Origin of the sequence: Microbacterium testaceum StLB037, from assembly GCF_900104345.1 — a bacterium.
Taxonomy (GTDB): Bacteria; Actinomycetota; Actinomycetes; order Actinomycetales; family Microbacteriaceae; genus Microbacterium; species Microbacterium testaceum_A.
The window spans coordinates 44,277-59,602 of record NZ_FNJN01000007.1; the positions used below are offsets into that span (position 1 = coordinate 44,277).

The window sequence follows — 15,326 nt, forward strand, 5'->3', positions numbered from 1 at the left end:
GGCTCAGAGGCCCGAGGCGCTCTCCACCGCCACGGCGAGCACGACGTTCGCCGGACCATCGAGGTCCCACCCGCGCCATTCGCGCGGGAGGCCCTCTGCCGGGTCACCCTCGTTCGCGCGGGGCCGTCCGCGCGGGGCGGACGAGAGGATTCGAGCCACCCACGTGTCCCCGTGCCCCTGGACGGCGACCCGTCGAGCATCGACGGTCAGCCCGCGTCCGTCGGCTTTCAGGACGGCCTCGACGCGCGCCCACGTCCGGGCGGGCGCGGCGCTCGACCCGCCGGCATCCGCCCACGCTTCCGGAGCAGGCGACTCGAGATCGTCCGGTCCTGGGGGCGCGAGCCGCGGAAGCACCCGCTCCAGACCCCCCGCATCGGTGGGCACCGCATCCAGACCGACGCGCTCGAGACCCTGCGCTGCCACCGCGACGGCCCACCCCTCGACGTACGACACCGAGACCGCGGCATCCGCCCCCTCCACGTGGATGCGGCCATGGTCTCCGCCGCACGCGGGGCATCGCGAACGGAACCGCGCGCCCGGCAGGAGCTCGGCCAGGAGCGCCCGCGACACGTCGCGACGCCTGGCACCAGCGGGGACCTCGCGCCAGGCGAGTCGGATGCCGGTGGGGAGCGTCACACCTTCGGTTCGTGCGTCTCGATGGCCACGATGCCGGCGCCGGGGTGCTCGACGGGGATGTGCACGACCGAGAACGCCGCGGGCTCCAGCGCCGAAGCGCTCCCGAGGTACGAGCCGCCCATGGTTCCGGTCGCGAGCGCGAGCTCGTGCAGGATGTCGGGCAGGACGGGTCGGTGGCTCGACACGACGACCGGCTTGCGCGCGCGCACCCGTTCGCCGATGAGCGACCGGGCGTCGGCGCGGCCCTCTTCCCACGCGTCCTGGCTGACGGCCTCGGTCAGGTGGACGCGCTGGCCGAGCGCCTGGGCGAGGGGAGTGGCGGTGCGGACACAGCGCTCGGCGGGGCTCGAGTAGACCCGACGCACACCGAAGGCGAGGAGGGGACCGACGATCGCCTCGGCCTGGCGGCGCCCGCGCGGGGTCAGGGGGCGGGCGCTGTCGGAGCCCTCCCACCCCTCGCGGGCCCGCGCCTTGCCGTGGCGCAGCACGACGATCGGGAAGGTGGGCAGAGCCCCCTCTTCGACGATCCGCGTGAACTCGTCGAGGATCTCGATGTCGACGGGGTAGCTGAGGTTCTTGCGGGCCTTCTTCAGGCTCACCCACTCGATCGCCGCGACCTCTTTGTTCGGCACGAACGTCGAGCTGCGCACGGCGGCATCGGTCGCCTCGGCCGCCCAGTAGTGCACGATCTTGGTGCGTGAACTCGGCATCCGGTATCGAGAGACCCCGACGGGCACCCCCAGCGAGACGCGGATGCCGGTCTCCTCACGGATCTCGCGCACCGCGGTCTCGGCGAGCGTCTCGCCGGGGTCGACCTTGCCCTTCGGGAGGGTCAGATCCCGGTACTTCGTGCGGTGGATGAGCAGGATGCGGAGCTTCCCCTCGACCTGCCGCCACACCACACCGCCGGCCGCGTAGACAGCGGTCTCGATCTCGGTCTTCGTCACCGCGCCGTCCGGGCCCGACGCTTGCGCTGGACGAGAGCCATCGTGTGCTCCTGCAGGTCGATGAGGGGCGCCCCGGCATCGTCGACGCTGTGCCGCGTCCACTCGCCCTCGGACCCCAGGTGCCATGAGCTCGTCCCGTCGTCCATCGCGAGGGTGAACAGGGTCGTCAGCTCCTGCACCTGCACGGGGTCGACCACGCGGACCAGGGCCTCGACGCGGCGGTCGAGGTTGCGGTGCATCATGTCGGCGCTGCCGATGAACACCTGCGGGTCGCCGTCGTTCTCGAACGTGAAGATGCGGGAGTGCTCGAGGTAGCGGCCGAGGATGGAGCGCACCGTGATGTTCTCGCTCATCCCGGGGACGCCGGGCTTGATCGAGCAGATGCCGCGCACCCACACCTCGACGGGCACGCCCGCCTGGCTCGCGCGGTACAGGGCATCGATGATCTCTTCGTCGACCATCGAGTTGACCTTGATCCGCACCCCCGAGGGCTTGCCCTCGAGAGCGTTGCGGCGCTCCTTGTCGATGTGGCGCAGGAGCCCTCGGCGCAGGTGCAGGGGTGCGACGAGCAGACGCTTGAACTTCTTCTCGATCGCGTACCCGCTCAGCTCGTTGAACAGACGGGTGAGGTCGCGACCGACCTGGTCGTCGACGGTGAACAGGCCGAAGTCCTCGTAGATACGGCTTGTCTTGGGGTTGTAGTTGCCCGTGCCGACGTGGCTGTAGTGGCGCAGGCGCCCCTCTTCTTCGCGGATGACGAGAGCGAGCTTGCAGTGGGTCTTGAGGCCGACGAGACCGTAGACGACGTGGACGCCCGCCTTCTCGAGCTTGCGCGCCCAGACGATGTTGTTGGCCTCGTCGAAGCGGGCCTTCACCTCGACGAGCGCGAGCACCTGCTTGCCGGCCTCGGCCGCGTCGATGAGCGCCTGCACGATGGGGCTGTCGCCCGAGGTCCGGTACAGCGTCTGCTTGATCGCGAGCACGTGCGGGTCGCGGGCGGCCTGCTCGAGGAAGGCCTGCACGCTCGTCGCGAACGACTCGTAGGGGTGGTGCACGAGCACGTCGCCCTTGCGGATCGCGCCGAACAGGTCGGCGCGGCCGTTCTGCTCGGGCGGCTGGAAGGCCAGAGCCGTCTTGGGCACATGCGGCGGGTAGCGCAGATCGGGCCGGTCGATGCGCGAGAGGTCGAACAGGCCGCGCAGATCGAGGGCGCCGGGCAGCCGGTAGACCTCCTGCTCGGTGATGTCGAGCTCGCTCAGCAGCAGCGAGCGGGTCACGTCGTCCATGTCCTCGGTGATCTCGAGGCGGATGGGCGGGCCGAAGCGGCGACGCAGGAGCTCGGCCTCGAGCGCCTGGATGAGGTTCTCGGTCTCGTCCTCTTCGATCGTCATGTCCTCGTTTCGCGTCAGGCGGAACGCGTGGTGATCGAGGACCTCCATCCCGGGGAACAGGTCGCCGAGGTGGTTCGAGATGAGCTCCTCGAGCGGCAGGTAGCGCACGCCGGGCCCGTCTCCGCCGATCTCGACGAAGCGGGGGAGCATGGGGGGCACCTTGAGGCGCGCGAACTCCTGACGGCCCGTGCGGGCGTTGCGGATGCGGATCGCGAGGTTCAGCGACAGGCCCGAGATGTACGGGAACGGGTGCGCGGGGTCGACGGCCAGCGGCATGAGCACCGGGAAGACGTTGCGCTGGAAGTACTCGGTGAGCCGCTCGGCGGTGGGCTCGTCGAGCGAGTCCCACGTGACGACCTCGATACCGGCGTCGGCGAGAGCGGGGCGCACCTTCTCGGTCCAGGCGGCGGCGTGGCGGAGCTGCAGGCGGTGCGCCTCGGCCGAGATGTCGGCGAGCACGTCGAGCGGGGCGCGACCGACGTTGGTCGGGACGGCCAGGCCCGTGACGATACGGCGCTTGAGGCCGGCGACGCGCACCATGAAGAACTCGTCGAGGTTGCTGGCGAAGATCGCGAGGAAGTTCGCGCGCTCGAGCACGGGGACCGTGGGGTCTTCGGCGAGTTCGAGCACGCGCTGATTGAACGACAGCCAGCTGATCTCGCGGTCGAGGTAGCGGTGGTCGGGAAGCTGGTCGTCTTCGGCCTCTACGGCCTCGTCGAAGTCGTCGTCGTCGGCGTCGCCGAGACCGGCATCCAGCGAGTCGTGTTCCATCATCCCCACATCATTGCAGGGGTCGGTGACACGGGAGTGAACACGCGGTGCGTGTGGCTTTATGCGGAGGGGGATGCCGCGGCGGGGGCGTCGTCCTCGTAGACGTTGAACCGGTAGCCGACGTTGCGCACCGTGCCGATGAGCTGCTCGAGATCGCCGAGCTTCGCGCGCAGGCGTCGCACGTGCACGTCGACCGTGCGCGTGCCGCCGAAGTAGTCGTAGCCCCAGACCTCGCTCAGCAGCTGCTCGCGCGTGAAGACGCGCGAGGGGTGCGTGGCGAAGAAGTGCAGGAGCTGGAACTCCTTGTAGGTGAGGTCGAGGGGCTTGCCGTGCACCTTCGCCGAGTAGGACGACTCGTCGATCGTGATGCCCGAGGTCTGAATGCGCGTGGAGACCTGATCGGCGGCGCGACGGCCCATCGCGAGTCGGATGCGCGCGTCGATCTCGGCGGGACCCGCGCCGACCAGGACGACGTCGTCGATGCCCCAGTCGGTGGAGACCGCGGTGAGTCCGCCCTCGGTGACGATCAGCACGAGCGGCGCCTCGACGCCGGTGGTCGTCAGGATCTTGCTGAGCGACTTCGCGCCGACCAGGTCGAAGCGCGCGTCGACGAAGATGACGTCGGCGCTGGGGGCGTTCACCAGCTGCGCGGCCTCGGCGGGGATCTGTCGGACGCGGTGGCTCAGCAGTTCGAGCGCAGGCAGGGCCGCGCCGCCGCCCGGGGCGGAGCTGAGTACCAGAAGCTGTGCCAAGAGGACCTCCCGTGCGGCGTGCCGCGCACCCGATCATCTTAGGGTGACGGGCGCAGCCCCTCGACACCGGCGCTGCGCGTGCGCGTCGGGGGCGTCGTGGGTGATGATGGGGGCATGTCCACGCCCGACCTCGCGCCGCGCCGCACCTTCGGCGGCGTCGTCGCTGTGTGGGTGCTCGCCGCGGTCGCGGGTGTGCTCATCGGTTTGTTCGCCCCCGAGCCCTGGCGCGCGCAGTGGATCACCGTGGCCCTGGGCGGCTGCATCATCGTGGCCTTCGCCGTGCAGCTCTGGTACGGCCGATCGCAGGCCTTCATCCAGCGCATGGCGCTGAGCAGCGTCGGCGCCATGGTGGTGCTCGGCATCATCACTGCGGGGTTCGGTCTCGCCGCGCTGGTGTCGGGCTAGGATCGAGCTATGGACCTTTTCGCGCTCGAAGCGTTCTTCGTGGGACTTCTCGGCCTCGCCTCGCTGGCGATCGCCTTCGTGTCCGGGACGGTCATCTGGAACCTCTACCGCGGCCAGCGCTGAGCGCGTCGTGATCGAGATCCCGACCGATCTTCCGGCCGACCTCGTTCCGCTCTCGTGGTTGGTCGGCGTCTGGGAGGGTACCGGCGTCATCGACTACGAGGTCGACGGCCGATCCTTCTCGGGTGAGTTCGCCCACCGGGTGAGCTTCAGCCACGATGGCGGTGCGTTCCTGAACTACTCCGCCGACGCGTGGCTCCTCGAGGGAAAAGAGCGACGACCGCTCGTCTCCGAGATCGGCTACTGGCGCCTCGCACGGCCGGTCGGCGACGCCGATGCCGGTCCGGGACTGCTCCCGGCGACCGCGGCCCCGGTGACCCGGACGGCCGACGACGTCGAAGCGCTCCGCAACGCCGACGGCGGCTTCGACATCGAGGTGAGCCTGGCGCACGCAGACGGCATCCTGGAGCTTTACGTCGGGCAGGTGAAGGGCCCGCGCATCGATCTGGCGACGGATGCGGTCGTCCGCACGGCCGGAGCGAAGTCCTACACCGCGGCCACCCGCCTCTACGGTCTCGTCGACAACCACCTGCTGTGGGCCTGGGACATCGCCGCCCTCGGTCGCGAGCTCGGCTCGCACGCCTCGGCTCGACTGGCTCGGGCGGAGTGAGCATGACCTCGTTCTCGGACGTCCCCGGTGCGGTCGTCGACGACCGGGGCCTCCGCCACGTCGGTGCTCCCGTCGCGGAGCAGCGCCGCTTGGCATCCGGATCCGCCCTCGCCCCGCTCGGTGACCGCCGTATCATCACGGTCTCGGGCGAGGATCGCCGTAGCTGGCTCGATTCCCTGTCGTCGCAGGCGCTCACGCACCTGGCGCCCGGGGTCTCGACCGAGTTCCTCATCCTCGATCCGCAGGGGCGTGTCGAGCACGCCGCCTCGGTGGTCGACGACGGCGAGATCACGTGGCTCCTCGTCGACGCCTCCGACGCCGAGGCCCTCGCGACCTGGCTCACGCGCATGCGGTTCCGCCTGCGCGTCGTGGTGACGGATCGTTCGGACGAGCTGTTCGTCCTCGGTGGCACGCGCGAGGCCGTCAGCGCCCTCACGACCGTCGCACCGGTCTGGGTCGATCCGTGGCCCGACGTCTCTCCCGGCGGCTGGGCGTACGCCCGTGTCGACCCGCACCCGGGTGCCGACCGCGACTGGGCCGAAGCGATCGTGGATGCCGCGGAGTACGAGCGCGTGATCGCGTCCGCCGCGGCGGGGCAGACGGCTCTGGCCGGTCTCGACGCCGTCGAGGCGCTGCGCGTGGCCGCGTGGCGTCCCCGGGTGTCCGTCGACGCCGACGAGCGGCTCCTCCCGCACGAGATGGACTGGCTCCGCACGGCGGTGCACCTGTCGAAGGGCTGCTACCGCGGCCAGGAGACGGTCGCCAAGGTGCACAACCTCGGTCACCCGCCGCGTCGCGTCGTGGCGTTGCAGCTCGACGGCAGCGACAACGTCCTCCCCTCTCGCGGAGACGTCGTCCGCGCGGGCGACACCGTGATCGGTGCCATCACCTCGGTCGCCGTGCACCACGAGGAGGGCCCCATCGCCCTCGCCCTCGTCAAGCGCACCGCCCCCGAGGGCGAGCCCCTCGTCGTCGACACCGCTGACGGCCCGCTCGCCGCCGCAGCCGAGACGGTCGTGCCGGCCGACGCCGGGGCCACCGCCTCGGTTCCCCGCTTGCCGCGCCTCGGGCGCCGCCGCGCCGCGGAATGAGCACCGACGACTCCTCGACGACCGTCGGGGTCGTCGTCGCCCGTTCGCGCTGGCGCACGACGCTGGGTCGTCGCTTCGTCCGCGTCCGCGAGTCGCTCCCCGCGATCGCCCAGATCGTCGTCGCCGCCACGGCCGCCTTCGCGTTCGCCCACGTCGTCCTCGGGCATCCGGTGCCGCTGCTGGCGGCGACCGTGACGGTGTCGAGCCTGGGCCTCGTTCGCGACGCACGTCCGTGGCGGGTGGCCGAGACGGTCATGGGCATGTTGGTCGGCATCCTGATCGCCGAGGTCGTGCTGATCGTGGCGGGCGCGGGATGGTGGCAGATCGCTCTCGCGATGACGGTCACGCTCGTGGTCGCGCGCTTCCTCTCGCCGCAGCCGGGGTTCGCGCTCGCCGCGGTGGTGCAGTCGCTCATCGCCCTCGTCCTGGTCTCGGGCGTCCCGTTCCTCCGCCTGGTCGACGGCGCGGTCGGGGGTGTCGCGGCGCTGATCGTGACCGCGCTCATCCCGCGCACTCTGCGTCGCACCGAGCTGCGCGACGCCGACGAGCTGTTCGACGCGATGGACGCGGCCATGGACACGATCGTTCGGGCCCTGCGCAAGGGCGACCGGGCTCGGGCGGAGCGCGGTCTCGAGCGTGCCCGTTCGCTGCAGACCTACGTCGACGCGTGGAGCGGGTCGCTCGAATCCGGTCGCGAGGTCGCCCGCATCTCGCCGTTCCTGCGCCGCCAGCGGACCGAACTCGACCGCCATGAGCGAGTGCGCGGGGCGCTGGATCTCACGACGCGGAATCTGCGCGTCGTCGCTCGGCGTGCGGCGTACCTCTGCGCCGACGGCGAGAGCCGGCCCGTTCCCGCCGACCTTCTGGCCGAGCTGGCCCGAGGGGCGGGGCTCGTGCGCGACGGCCTCGACGACATCTCGCTCGAGCCCGTCGCCCGGGAGGCGATCGGGGCGGTCGCTCGGCGGCTCGACCCGGCGGCCCTCCTTCCGGACGGACGCGTCGGCGAGCTCAACCTGATTGCGGCCCTGCGTCCGCTCGCCGTCGATCTGCTCGTCGCCGCCGGGATGCCCTCGGCCGACGCGCGCGAACTCCTGCCGCGCGTCTGAGGCTCAGCGCGGAGCGACGGCCTCCCACGCCACGCCCACCTCGCCGAGTCTCCACCGCTCGCGGCGCAGCAGGGGCCACCCCGCGTCCGCCACGGCCCGCATCGCCGTGCGCCAGCGGTGGACCGGCCCGAACGGGGCGACCACCGCAGCGCGGGTCCACTCCCGATCGAGGGATGCCACGAACTCGTGCACGCGCTCGCCCTCGACGTTGCGGTGGATCAGGGCCTTCGGCAGACGTTCGGCGGCGATCGCGGGGGAGTCGAGCTCGGCGAGACGCAGCGAGATGGTGAGGCTGCGGGGAACGGCATCCACCCCCACCTCGGCCCAGGTCGCGATGCGACCGATCTCATCGCAGGTGCCCTCGACCAGGATGCCGTCCGGCTGCAGCCGCGCGCACATGCGGCCCCAGGCGTCGGCGACGTCGCCCTCGTCGTACTGCCGCAGGACGTTCATGGCGCGGATGACCGCGGGACGACGGCTCCCGGGCAGCGGCACCTCGAACCCGCCGCGCGCGAAGGACACGCCCTCGACGCCGACGGCCTGCTCGCGCGCCCGGGCGACGCGGTCGGGGTCGATCTCGAGACCGAGGACCTCGGCATCCGGTCGCTGACTGCGCAGACGGGCGAGAAGCTCGAGGGGTGTCACGGCGCTGGCTCCGAAGCCCAGGTCGACGACGAGGGGGTCATCGGCGCGGCGGAGGACGGGGTGACGGGCGATCCAGCGATCGATCCGGCGGAGGCGGTTGACCCCGGTCGTGCCGCGCGTGGGCCGGCCGACGGGGGAGGGGGTCACCCGAACATTTTGCCAGGCCTCGCGGCCCCGGTCCGCGGCGCTCGTCTCGGTAGCATGGAGTCATGCCTCACACGCTGATCCTCCTCCGCCACGGGCAGAGCGAGTGGAACAAGACCAACCAGTTCACCGGCTGGGTCGACGTGCGACTCACCGATCAGGGCAAGGCCGAGGCGAAGCGCGGCGGCGAGCTGCTCGCCGAGTCCGGCGTTCTGCCCGACGTGCTGCACACCTCGGTGCTGAGCCGCGCGATCCAGACGGCCAACCTCGCCCTCGACGCCGCCGACCGCCTCTGGATCCCTGTCAAGCGGTCGTGGCGCCTCAACGAGCGTCACTACGGCGCTCTGCAGGGCAAGGACAAGGCGCAGACCCTCGAGGAGTTCGGCAACGAACAGTTCATGCTGTGGCGCCGCTCGTTCGACGTGCCGCCGCCGGCCCTGCCCGCCGACGATCAGTACAGCCAGGTCGGCGACCCCCGCTACGACGGCATCGACGGTGAGGTGCCCGACACCGAGTCGCTGAAGATCGTCATCGACCGCATGCTGCCCTACTGGCACAGCGACATCGTGCCCGATCTGCAAGCCGGCAAGACGGTGCTCGTCACCGCGCACGGCAACTCGCTGCGCGGTCTCGTGAAGCACCTCGAGGGCATCAGCGACGCCGACATCGCCGAGCTGAACATCCCCACGGGCATCCCGCTGGTGTACCGCCTCGACGACGACATGAAGCCGCTCGGCCCGGGCGAGTACCTCGACCCCGAGGCCGCGGCCGCCGGTGCCGCCGCCGTCGCCGCTCAGGGCAACAAGCACTGACGCCGGAACAGAAGAGGGGGTGGATGCCGATCGGCATCCACCCCCTCTTCTCGTGTTCTGGGCTCAGATGACCGGGCTCGGTTCGTGAGCGGACTCGTCGTCGGCGCCCGCCCAGTCGCCCGTCGCGAGGTAGACGACCTTCTTCGCGACCGAGACGGCGTGGTCGGCGAAGCGCTCGTGGTACCGGCTGGCGAGGGTGGCGTCGACCGTGGCGGTGGCCTCGCCCTTCCAGGAGTCGCCGAGCACCTTCTCGAAGACGCTGACGTGCAGCTCGTCGATGTCGTCGTCGGCGTCGCGAATGGCCTCGGCGATGCGCAGGTCCTGCGTGCGCAGCAGCTCGGCGAGCTTGCGCGCCACCTCGACGTCGAGCTCGCCCATGCGGGTGAAGGTGCTCTTCAGGCCCTTGGGGATGGCCCGCTCGGGGAAGCGCGAACGTGCCAGCTGGGCGATGTGCTCGGCCATGTCGCCCATGCGCTCGAGCGAGGCGCTCACGCGGAGGGCGGTGACGACGATGCGCAGGTCGCGGGCGACGGGCTGCTGGCGGGCGAGGATCTCGATCGCGAGCTCGTCGAGCTCGAAGGCCTTCTCGTCGATGACGGCGTCGGCTTCGATGACCTCTTCGGCGAGGGAGACGTCGCTCGTGCCGAAGGCGCGCGTGGCGCGGTCGATCGCGACGGTCACGAGGTCGGCGATTTCGACCAGTCGGCTCTGAACGTCCTCGAGGGACTGGTGGAATACTTCGCGCATGGCGGGTACCTTCCTCGTCGGCGGCACGGCACATAGGTGTCCCGCAACCCTCGGGGATTCTTCCCAGCGAAGGTTAACGAGTGGTGCTGTGACAGTGAATAGTAGCCTCTGCCGCGGCCTGCACGGGGGTGAACGGCCGGTGACGCCCGGGAGGCGGCTCTACGCTGGGGGCATGGAACAACCGCAGCTCGTGCTGCTCGCGCTCCTCGCAGGACTCCTGGTCGGGGCCGCGGTGGTCGGCCTCGTGGTCGCAGCCCTCCGCGCTCGCGACCGTTCCCTCGCACAGACCTCCTCGGAGGTGCCCGAGGGCGTGGAGGCCATGCTGGGGGCGATGGACGACCCCGCATTCGTCTGCGACACCTCATCGACCGTGCTGGCGCTCTCGCCGGCCGCCGAGGTGTTCGGCGTCCACGCCGGAGAGGTGATCGCCAGCGAAGAGCTCAAGCGCGTGTCCCGGGTGGCGCGCGACACCGGCTCGGGCATCGCCGAGAACCTGCGCCTGCGCCGCGGCGCCGCTCCCGCCGAACCGCGCCTCGTGGCCGTGCGGGCCACGCCCATCTCGGCCCGCCTCACCCTTCTCGTCCTGCGCGACATCACCGAGCACGAGCGCGTGGAAGAGATGCGGCGCGACTTCGTGGCCAACACGAGCCACGAACTGAAGACCCCCGTCGGCGCGGTGAGCCTTCTCGCCGAGGCGATCGAGTCCGCCGCCGACGACCCCGCCCAGGTGCGGCACTTCTCGTCGCGCCTGCAAGCGGAGGTCACCCGACTGGCTGCGCTCGTCAACCGCATCCTCAGCCTCTCGCGCCTGCAGGCCTCCGACGAGCTGCGCGACGTGCGCGACGTCTCGATCGACGAGGTCGTCACGGCCGCGGTCGAGGGGTACGCGATCCAGGCGGATGCCGCCCAGGTCACGGTGGTCCGCGGGGGGACGAAGGGCCTGTGGGTGCGCGGGGAGCCGCAGATCCTCACCGAGGCCGTCGGCAACCTGGTGGCCAACGCCATCGCCTACTCGCCCGTGGGATCGAAGGTCGGAGTGGGCATCAAGCTCGACGACACGGTCGTCGAGATCGCCGTCACCGACCGCGGGATCGGCATCCCCGAGAGCGACCAGCACCGCGTCTTCGAGCGCTTCTACCGCGCCGACCAGGCGCGCTCGCGCCGGACCGGTGGAACGGGACTCGGCCTGTCGATCGTGAAGCACGCCGTCCAGCGCCACGGGGGAGAGGTACGGCTGTGGTCTCGGCCCGACCGCGGCTCGACCTTCACCATCCGCCTTCCGATGTCGGAAGCTCCCGACCTCGAGAGCGTCCGCCCCAAACCCCGTCGCAAGGGCCGCAAGGGCTCCGCGACGACCCCCGTACCCGCGAAGGGAGACACCGCATGACCCGCGTTCTGATCGTCGAGGACGAACCCGATCTGGCCGACCCGCTGGCCTACCTGCTGCGCCGGGAGGGGTACGAAGTCGAGATCGCCGAGGACGGCGCCCTCGCACTGGTCGCCTTCCGCGAGCGCGGAGCCGACATCCTCCTGCTGGATCTCATGCTCCCCGGGATGCCGGGGACCGAGGTATGTCGTCAGGTGCGTCTGACCTCGCAGGTGCCGATCATCATGCTCACGGCGAAGGACTCCGAGGTCGATATCGTCGTCGGTCTCGAACTCGGCGCCGACGACTACGTCACCAAGCCCTACTCGACCCGCGAACTCCTCGCGCGGATGCGCGCCGTGCTGCGCCGCCGCACGCCCGAGGAGGCCGACCTCGACGACCGGGTCCTGTCGGGCGGGCGCGTCGTGCTGGACATCGACCGTCACACGGTCGCCGTGGACGGTGGCGAGATCAACATCCCCCTCAAGGAGTTCGAGCTGCTCGAGGTGCTCATGCGCAACGCCGGTCGCGTGCTCACGCGCGGCCAGCTCATCGACCGCGTGTGGGGGACCGACTACTTCGGCGACACCAAGACCCTCGACGTGCACATCAAGCGCATCCGCTCGCGCATCGAGCAGAACCCGAGCGAGCCGAGCATGCTCGTGACCGTGCGCGGTCTGGGGTATCGCTTCGAGGCTTGACCCCCGCGGGAACGACGAAGGCGCCGACGGAGACCGTCGGCGCCTTCGTCGTTCGTTCAGGACGCGGGAGTCGCGCTGGGAGTCGGGGTCGGCGTGGCCGAGGGCGTCGCCGGGATCGAGAACGTGGCCTCGGGGGTCGGTGCCAGGGGAGCGAGGTACTCGAGTGCACCGTCGAGCACGGGGACCTGGATGAGTGCGCCCTGTCCGTCGCCGGACTGGAAGTACACGGGCACGGTCGAACCGGGCACGGCGTCGATGTCGTCGAGGCGCAGCGGCTCGACGTCGTCGGCCAGGTCGCCGAGGCTGAGGGTCCGGTTGGCGGGGACGTTCACCGACGAGCGGACCGCGGTCGAACCTTCGCCGACCTCGAGGCGCAGCGTGAGCGACTCGGTGGTGTCGTTGACGATGGCCGCGACGAAGTTGCCGGTCGTGCCGTCGTCGTTGGCGACGATCAGCGCGTTGCGCACGTGCAGCGGGCCGGAGTCGGCCGGCACGTTCACGCCGTCCGACGCGGAGTAATCGATGGTGGTCGCCTGCGGGGCGAGGATGTTGCATCCAGTCGTGCCGAGCACGACAGCGGCACCCACGGCGATGGACGCGATCAGGCGCGTTTTCACGGATCCTCCAAGATCGACAAACGGCATCCAGATCATCCTACGGGGTCCGCGGTGTCGAGCCGCCCCCACGCACGCGAGGAGGGGAAGGCTGCGAGGTGGGCGGAACCTTAGCGCATGCGGGCCTGTGGTATCCTGGATGTTGCCGAAAGGACATAACTCCATGCTTTTTGAGGTTGGCGAGACCGTCGTTTACCCGCACCATGGCGCGGCCACGATCATCGAGGTCAAGGAACGCGTTATCAAGGGTGAGACGAAGAAATACCTGAAGCTCAACGTCACGCAGGGAGACCTCGTCATCGAGGTCCCGGCTGACAACGTCGACCTCGTCGGCGTTCGCGACGTGATCGGCAAAGAGGGTCTCGACCGCGTCTTCGAGGTGCTGCGCGCACCCTTCACCGAGGAGCCGACCAACTGGTCGCGTCGCTACAAGGCGAACCTCGAGAAGCTCGCGTCGGGCGACGTGATCAAGGTGAGCGAGGTCGTCCGCGACCTGTGGCGCCGCGATCAGGACCGCGGTCTGTCCGCCGGCGAGAAGCGCATGCTGGCCAAGGCCCGTCAGATCCTCGTCTCCGAGCTCGCTCTGGCCGAGAAGACCGACGAAGACCGTGCGAGCGTCGTGCTCGACGAGGTCCTCGCGTCCTGACGCCCCGGCGCCGGGACCCCCGCGCTGACGCCCCGTCCCCGTCGTCGAGAACCGATGACGAGGCCGGGGCTTTCGGCGTTCCGCGGCGCATGACGGGTCGCGCTAGCGTGAACGGGTGACTCTCACCCCCGTTCCCCGTCTCGCGGTCATCGTCGTCGCCGCCGGCTCCGGCACCCGTCTGAAGGGTGGAGCGCCGAAGGCGTTCGTCGGCATCGACGACCGGTCGATCCTGCACCACGCCCTGCGCGGTGTGTTCGCGGCGACGACCGCGCAGGTGGTCGTCGTGGTGCCCCCGGGGTACGAGGGCGAGGCGTTGACCGATGCGCGGGATGCCGCGGGCGATCGCGCCGATCTCGTCACCGTCGTGGTGGGCGGCGCCACCCGTCAGGAATCGGTCGTCGCGGGCCTCGACGCGCTGTGGGCCGACGTCGAGATCGTCCTGGTCCACGACGCGGCGCGCGCGCTGACGCCCGCCGCCGTCTTCGACCGTGTGGTCGCGGCGATCGACGCCGGAGCCGCGGCGGTCATTCCGACGCTCCCCGTGGTGGACACCATCAAGCGGGTCGATGAGGACGGACGCGTGGTCGGACCCGTCGACCGCTCGGAGCTCGCCGCCGCGCAGACCCCTCAGGGCTTCCTGCGGACCGTGCTCCGATCGGCGCTCGCGTCGGTCGATGTCGACCACACCGACGACGCGGCGGCCGTCGCCGCGGCGGGGCATTCCGTGGTCACCGTCGAGGGGGACGCCGTGGCGTTCAAGATCACGACCGGCCCCGACCTCGACCGTGCTCGAGCTCTTCTGCAGGCGATTCCCGCGGCATCCCTCGTCCAGGCGCCGGTGCACACGGCCCCGCGCGTGGGGATCGGCACCGACGTGCACGGTTTCGGCGGCGAGGGGACGCTCTGGCTCGCGGGGCTCGAATGGCCGGGGGAGCAGGCGCTCTCGGGCCACTCCGACGGTGACGCCGTCGCCCACGCGATCGTCGACGCGCTCTTGGCGGCCGCGGGTCTCGGTGACATCGGCACGCACTTCGGCACGGACCGGCCCGAATTCGCCGGAGCGCACGCCGCCGCCTTCCTCGCGCACACCGTCGGCCTGCTCGGAGCCGCAGGATGGCGCATCGGCAACGTGTCGGTGCAGGTGCAGGCGAACCGCCCGCGCTTCGCGTCGCGTCGCGTCGAGGCCGAGCAGGTGCTGTCGGCCGCCCTCGGCGGTGCGGCGGTATCGGTGAGCGCCACCACGACGGACGGTCTCGGTTTCACGGGACGCACCGAGGGTGTGGCCGCCTTCGCGACGGCATTGCTCCTGCCGGCCTAGAGCTCGCGCGACATGAAGGTCGAGAGCGGGTCGGGCGCGTAGGGCGCGAACGCCGGGCATTCGACGAAACCCTCGCTGGCGTAGAGGCGTCGCGCGGGCACGAAGTCGTCGGTGCTCCCGGTCTCGAGCCACAGACTCCGGATGCCGCGCTCCCGTGCATCGTCCATGATGTGCCGCAGGATGGCGCGACCGATCCCCTGGCCGAGGAAGCCCTCCACGACCCGCATCGACTTCAGCTCGGCCCGGCCCCCGTCGAGGTCCTTGCACGCGCCGATACCGGCGAGCTCGTCGTCCACCCACGCCGACCACACCGTGACGCCGTCGGCGGCGAGACGGTCCACGTCGAGCGCGTGCACGCTCTCGACGGGTGTGTTCTCGAGCATGCCGGCGAGGTGCGCGGCGACGAGAGCGCGCGTGGCGTCTCCGGACAGGTCATCGGGGCGGATCATGAGGGGCACTCCCGCACCCTAACGACCCCATGTTTCACGCTCGGGTCGCGCGGGG

The 15,326-nt window shown here is 70.8% G+C and carries 17 protein-coding genes; 9 read left to right on the top strand and 8 right to left on the bottom strand.

Features of this window, described 5'->3' with window-relative positions; all coding sequences use genetic code 11:
• Positions 1 to 3 precede the first annotated feature (3 nt).
• The 4 genes from BLS25_RS14340 to BLS25_RS14355 are packed head-to-tail and all read right to left on the bottom strand — an operon-like array spanning position 4 to position 4,497.
• Positions 4 to 636, bottom strand: coding sequence for a 4'-phosphopantetheinyl transferase family protein (locus tag BLS25_RS14340; RefSeq protein ID WP_074696621.1), 633 nt, complete (start codon positions 634 to 636; stop codon positions 4 to 6).
• Entirely contained in the window at positions 633 to 1,583 is a 951-nt protein-coding gene (locus tag BLS25_RS14345; protein WP_235556980.1) for an NUDIX hydrolase, read from the bottom strand. Before BLS25_RS14345 ends, BLS25_RS14340 begins: the two co-directional genes overlap by 4 nt.
• Positions 1,580 to 3,748 (bottom strand): RNA degradosome polyphosphate kinase, encoded by a 2,169-nt coding sequence (locus BLS25_RS14350; RefSeq protein ID WP_074696623.1) that lies wholly within the window; start codon positions 3,746 to 3,748, stop codon positions 1,580 to 1,582. The genes BLS25_RS14345 and BLS25_RS14350 overlap by 4 nt, the downstream gene beginning before the upstream one ends.
• A gap of 56 nt (positions 3,749 to 3,804) precedes the next feature.
• Positions 3,805 to 4,497, bottom strand: coding sequence for a winged helix-turn-helix domain-containing protein (locus tag BLS25_RS14355; RefSeq protein ID WP_056229289.1), 693 nt, complete (start codon positions 4,495 to 4,497; stop codon positions 3,805 to 3,807).
• A 114-nt stretch (positions 4,498 to 4,611) separates the two neighbouring features.
• Here BLS25_RS14355 and BLS25_RS14360 point away from each other — a divergent pair, with 114 nt between their 5' ends.
• The 4 genes from BLS25_RS14360 (at position 4,612) to BLS25_RS14375 (ending at position 7,829) form a co-directional block, all read left to right on the top strand.
• On the top strand, positions 4,612 to 4,902 hold the full coding sequence (locus BLS25_RS14360) for a hypothetical protein (protein WP_056229286.1): 291 nt from the start codon (positions 4,612 to 4,614) through the stop codon (positions 4,900 to 4,902).
• Between the two features lie 130 nt (positions 4,903 to 5,032).
• Positions 5,033 to 5,632 (top strand): heme-binding beta-barrel domain-containing protein, encoded by a 600-nt coding sequence (locus BLS25_RS14365; protein WP_074696625.1) that lies wholly within the window; start codon positions 5,033 to 5,035, stop codon positions 5,630 to 5,632.
• Positions 5,633 to 5,634: 2 nt separating this feature from the next.
• Positions 5,635 to 6,723, top strand: a complete 1,089-nt coding sequence (gene ygfZ, locus BLS25_RS14370; RefSeq protein ID WP_056229280.1) for a CAF17-like 4Fe-4S cluster assembly/insertion protein YgfZ — start codon at positions 5,635 to 5,637, stop codon at positions 6,721 to 6,723.
• Positions 6,720 to 7,829, top strand: coding sequence for an FUSC family protein (locus BLS25_RS14375; RefSeq protein WP_176786384.1), 1,110 nt, complete (start codon positions 6,720 to 6,722; stop codon positions 7,827 to 7,829). The genes ygfZ and BLS25_RS14375 overlap by 4 nt, the downstream gene beginning before the upstream one ends.
• Positions 7,830 to 7,832: 3 nt before the next feature.
• On the opposite strand, the gene BLS25_RS14380 is transcribed toward BLS25_RS14375, so the two are convergent.
• A complete protein-coding gene (locus BLS25_RS14380; RefSeq protein ID WP_074696627.1) occupies positions 7,833 to 8,621 on the bottom strand; it encodes a class I SAM-dependent methyltransferase in 789 nt (262 codons plus the stop codon).
• 62 nt (positions 8,622 to 8,683) lie between these two features.
• Here BLS25_RS14380 and BLS25_RS14385 point away from each other — a divergent pair, with 62 nt between their 5' ends.
• Entirely contained in the window at positions 8,684 to 9,430 is a 747-nt protein-coding gene (locus tag BLS25_RS14385; protein ID WP_074696629.1) for a phosphoglyceromutase, read from the top strand.
• Between the two features lie 63 nt (positions 9,431 to 9,493).
• Here the strand turns inward: BLS25_RS14385 and phoU are convergent, their stop codons facing one another.
• The gene (gene phoU, locus BLS25_RS14390; RefSeq protein WP_074696631.1) at positions 9,494 to 10,177 is read right to left on the bottom strand and encodes a phosphate signaling complex protein PhoU; all 684 of its coding nucleotides are present in this window, start codon (positions 10,175 to 10,177) and stop codon (positions 9,494 to 9,496) included.
• Positions 10,178 to 10,349: 172 nt separating this feature from the next.
• Here phoU and BLS25_RS14395 point away from each other — a divergent pair, with 172 nt between their 5' ends.
• Positions 10,350 to 11,564, top strand: a complete 1,215-nt coding sequence (locus BLS25_RS14395; protein ID WP_074696633.1) for a sensor histidine kinase — start codon at positions 10,350 to 10,352, stop codon at positions 11,562 to 11,564.
• Complete coding sequence (locus BLS25_RS14400; protein WP_056229258.1) at positions 11,561 to 12,244, top strand: response regulator transcription factor; 684 nt, start codon at positions 11,561 to 11,563, stop codon at positions 12,242 to 12,244. Before BLS25_RS14395 ends, BLS25_RS14400 begins: the two co-directional genes overlap by 4 nt.
• Before the next feature lie 56 nt (positions 12,245 to 12,300).
• Here the strand turns inward: BLS25_RS14400 and BLS25_RS14405 are convergent, their stop codons facing one another.
• Entirely contained in the window at positions 12,301 to 12,861 is a 561-nt protein-coding gene (locus BLS25_RS14405) for a DNA modification methylase (protein WP_074696635.1), read from the bottom strand.
• Positions 12,862 to 13,021: 160 nt separating this feature from the next.
• Here BLS25_RS14405 and BLS25_RS14410 point away from each other — a divergent pair, with 160 nt between their 5' ends.
• Both BLS25_RS14410 and BLS25_RS14415 read left to right on the top strand, forming a co-directional pair.
• Positions 13,022 to 13,504 carry a CarD family transcriptional regulator gene (locus BLS25_RS14410; RefSeq protein ID WP_056229249.1) on the top strand — a complete coding sequence of 161 codons (483 nt, stop codon included), beginning with the start codon at positions 13,022 to 13,024 and terminating at the stop codon, positions 13,502 to 13,504.
• 115 nt (positions 13,505 to 13,619) lie between these two features.
• Positions 13,620 to 14,822: a bifunctional 2-C-methyl-D-erythritol 4-phosphate cytidylyltransferase/2-C-methyl-D-erythritol 2,4-cyclodiphosphate synthase gene (locus BLS25_RS14415; RefSeq protein ID WP_056229246.1), complete on the top strand. Its 1,203-nt coding sequence runs from the start codon at positions 13,620 to 13,622 to the stop codon at positions 14,820 to 14,822.
• Here BLS25_RS14415 and BLS25_RS14420 read toward each other — a convergent pair.
• Positions 14,819 to 15,271, bottom strand: coding sequence for a GNAT family N-acetyltransferase (locus BLS25_RS14420; RefSeq protein WP_056229869.1), 453 nt, complete (start codon positions 15,269 to 15,271; stop codon positions 14,819 to 14,821). The genes BLS25_RS14415 and BLS25_RS14420 overlap by 4 nt on opposite strands.
• Positions 15,272 to 15,326: the final 55 nt, after the last annotated feature.